Below are 2,336 nucleotides of genomic sequence, written 5' to 3' on the forward strand. Positions count from 1 at the left end.
GGGGCAGGTGCCGGGCGGGGGCCGCCCGATGGCGCCGCCCCGCGGCCGGCCGCTGGCGCCGCGGCGCGGTCCGCGCGATATCCTGCGCCGCAGCACCGGGTGACCCAGGATGACGACCGACCCCAGCACGCTCGACGACGCCGCGCGCGACCTGCTCTTCCGCAATGCCCGCACGCATTATGCCTGGCAGGACCGGCCGGTGCCGGACACGAAGCTTCAGGAACTGTACGACCTGCTGAAATGGGCGCCGACCAGCGCCAATTCCTCGCCCGCCCGCTTCGTCTTCATCCGCACGAAGGAAGGGAAGGACAAGCTCCGCCCCGCCCTGTCGGCCGGCAATGTCGAGGCGACGATGGCCGCGCCGGTGACGGTGATCGTCGCCACCGACAGCAAATTCTACGACCGGCTGCCCACGCTCTATCCGCAGGCCGATGTGCGGACCTGGTTCGCCGACAACTGGTCCCTGGCCGACCAGACCGCGACGCGCAACGGCACGCTGCAGGGCGCCTACCTGATCCTGGCGGCGCGGGCGGTCGGCCTCGACTGCGCGCCGATGAGCGGCTTCGACAACTGGAAGGTCGACGAGGCCTTCCTGACCGGCACCGACTGGCGGTCGAATTTCCTGGTCAATCTCGGCCATGGCGACCCGGCCGGGCTGCCGGCGCGCAACCCGCGGCTGACATTCGACGAGGCCTGCCGGCTGGAGTGAGGCGGGCGGCGCGGCCCCACCTGCCACCCGGCCGCCCTCAATCCGACTGAGTCCGGAGCGGACCCTTTCGGCGAAAACCCCGCCCGGTCAGGGGGTTGCGCGCGACGCCGCACAGGAATTTTGGATTTGAGCGCTTTATCCGCCGCCGCCTCCCGGGCATGGGCGGGGCGCTGACGATATTCCTATACGCCTGGACCTGCCCGGCCCGCAAGCGCGCCGGGCGGCCTCCCCGGCGACGGTGCCGGGCGGCCACGGGGATCGGATGCCGGGGAAGGCCGTTCGATCACGGGCCACCCGGGCGGCTTGCCGGCGCCCGGTCGCCGCGCGGAGCGGCCATGCCCCAACCCCCGCGCGCGATGGGCGCGGCGGCTCAGCCCGCCATGACGGACCCTTCCGGGTCCAGCCGGTACCCACCGCCCTCGGTCAGCAGCAGCCGGGCATGGCCCGGATCGGGTTCGATCTTCTGCCGCAGGCGGTAGATATGCGTCTCCAGCGTGTGGGTGGTGACGGCGCTGTTGTAGCCCCAGACCTCGTTCAGCAGGATCTGCCGCCCCACCGGCCGGCCGCCGGCGCGGTAGAGGTATTTCAGGATCGCGCTTTCCTTTTCCGTCAGCCGGATCTTCCGGTTCCGCGCCGCGTCGGTCAGCAGCTTGGCCGAGGGGCGGAAGGAATAGGGGCCGATGGCGAAGACCGCGTCCTCGGAATTGTCGAAGACGCGAAGCTGGGCGCGCAGCCGCGCCAGCAGCTCGTTCAGCCGGAAGGGCTTGGCGATGTAGTCGTTGGCGCCGGCATCCAGGCCGCGCACCACATCGGCCTCGGCATCCTGGCCGGTGAGCATGATGATCGGGATCTTCACGCCCTGCCGCCGCAGCCGCATGCAGAGGTCGCGGCCATCGCCGTCCGGCAGGCCGATATCCAGCAGCACGGCGTCGTAGCGCCCGGCGGCGGCGGCCAGCTTGGCCTCCGCCTCGGCGGCGGTCTCGGCCTCGTCGGGCGCGAATTCGCCGTCGAGGGCCAGCTGCTCGGCCAGCGTCGCGCGCAGCGCCGCGTCGTCGTCCACGATCAAGAGGGGGCGCGGACCCGGCATTCCATCTCCAGCCATGGCGCCGATTCGGCCGACGCGCGGGGCATCGTCGGATCGCGAAGTAGGCACATCGTTGTCAAGCGTAGATGGGGGTGGCATGGCAGGGCCGGCAAGCCGGATGGCCGATGGTTTATTTCATGGAGCGGGCTGTCGGCCGCCGTTCCGGTGCCACATTCAAGGCGCGCCATGCCCCGGCGACCGCTCCCCCCCTCAGACAGATGAGCATGCCGATCCCCGTGCCTTCGGACCCCATCCCGGTCGCCCCGGCCGCCTTGCCGGACGCCACCGCCCTCGCGCTCCGCGCCGTCCACCGCGCCGCCGCCGACCTGCGGCGGGGCACCCCCGTGCTGTTGCGGGGGGATGGGTGGGGGCTGCTGGTCGCCGCGGCGGAAACGGTCGGGGCGCCAGGCCTCGCCACCCTCGCCGCCCTGGCCCGCACCCCGCCGGTGCTGCTGCTGGCCCCCGCCCGGGCCGTCGCGGTCGCCGCCGCGCCGCCGCTCCGCCCCGTGCCGGCGGCGGAGGAGGCCGCGGTCGCCCTGCGGC

At 72.9% G+C, this 2,336-nt stretch carries 2 protein-coding genes and 1 pseudogene; 2 read left to right on the plus strand and 1 reads right to left on the minus strand.

All coding sequences use genetic code 11. The features are described from left to right. The first annotated feature begins 109 nt into the window (after positions 1 to 109). The gene (locus E2C05_RS31125) at positions 110 to 709 is read left to right on the plus strand and encodes a malonic semialdehyde reductase (RefSeq protein WP_133223483.1); all 600 of its coding nucleotides are present in this window, start codon (positions 110 to 112) and stop codon (positions 707 to 709) included. A gap of 370 nt (positions 710 to 1,079) precedes the next feature. On the opposite strand, the gene E2C05_RS31130 is transcribed toward E2C05_RS31125, so the two are convergent. Continuing rightward, on the minus strand, positions 1,080 to 1,796 hold the full coding sequence (locus tag E2C05_RS31130; RefSeq protein WP_133223484.1) for a response regulator transcription factor: 717 nt from the start codon (positions 1,794 to 1,796) through the stop codon (positions 1,080 to 1,082). A 215-nt stretch (positions 1,797 to 2,011) separates the two neighbouring features. Between E2C05_RS31130 and E2C05_RS31135 the strand changes: the two are divergent. Then, a pseudogene (locus E2C05_RS31135) lies at positions 2,012 to 2,336 on the plus strand (hypothetical protein); the annotation flags it as partial.

This window comes from Paracraurococcus ruber (assembly GCF_004353985.1).
Taxonomy (GTDB): Bacteria; Pseudomonadota; Alphaproteobacteria; order Acetobacterales; family Acetobacteraceae; genus Paracraurococcus; species Paracraurococcus ruber.